At 45.5% G+C, this 743-nt stretch carries 2 protein-coding genes; both read left to right on the top strand.

The annotated features are described in order from the left end of the window. On the top strand, window positions 1-479 hold a 479-nt coding region (gene syd / locus R7Q09_RS25320), incomplete at its 5' end, for a SecY-interacting protein (RefSeq protein WP_318143841.1). Between the two features lie 2 nt (window positions 480-481). Continuing rightward, on the top strand, window positions 482-743 hold a 262-nt coding region (locus tag R7Q09_RS25325), incomplete at its 3' end, for a DUF2310 family Zn-ribbon-containing protein (protein ID WP_318143842.1).

Raw genomic sequence — 743 nt, forward strand, 5'->3', positions numbered from 1 at the left:
AGCATAATGAATTGCCTCGCAATGAGGAGCTTGCTGATCTTGTTTCTCCATGTGTCGAAGAGAAGTGTGACGGCGTGGTATTGTGGAAAGCATTCCCGCGAGAAGAGATGGCGGATTTTACTAACGTTGAAAATGCGATTGAGTTGACGCTGCATGAAGACATTAAAGCGTTTTATGGATCTCAATACAGTGCGGATATGGACGCAACGTGGCAGACGAATCCTCTGACATTGCTTCAAGTTTGGAGCGATGACGATTTTGTTCGTTTACAAGAGAACATTTTGGGTCACTTGGTGACACAGCGTCGTCTAAAGCTAAAACCGACGGTGTTTATCGCAGCGACGGATGCAGAATTGGACGTAATTTCAATTTGTAACTTAACGGGCAATGTGATTTTAGAGCGTTTAGGAACAGATAAGCGCGAAGTGCTCGCAGAGAATGTTGTGGAGTTTTTGGCCAAAATTGAGGCTGCGGTGTAAGCATGTACGTTGTTGAGTTGCAATTTGAGTGTTTTGATAACACCACCGTCAGTGCGGTAGATAAAGCCATTAACGGTTTGATGGATGCGTTACGTTACAACGGCCAAGTGCTAGGTCGTGAATTCCCGATAGTGATGGGCGATGGCGAATTTTTTGTGCGCGTGGTTTGCCCGGAACAAGACAGTTTGCATCCGCGTTATCATTCAGATTTCGTTAAAGTGTGCATGAATCGTTTGTCGGATGCGTCTTTGCTTGCGCCGAAAA

It is taken from the genome of Vibrio sp. 2130-1 (genome assembly GCF_033339515.1).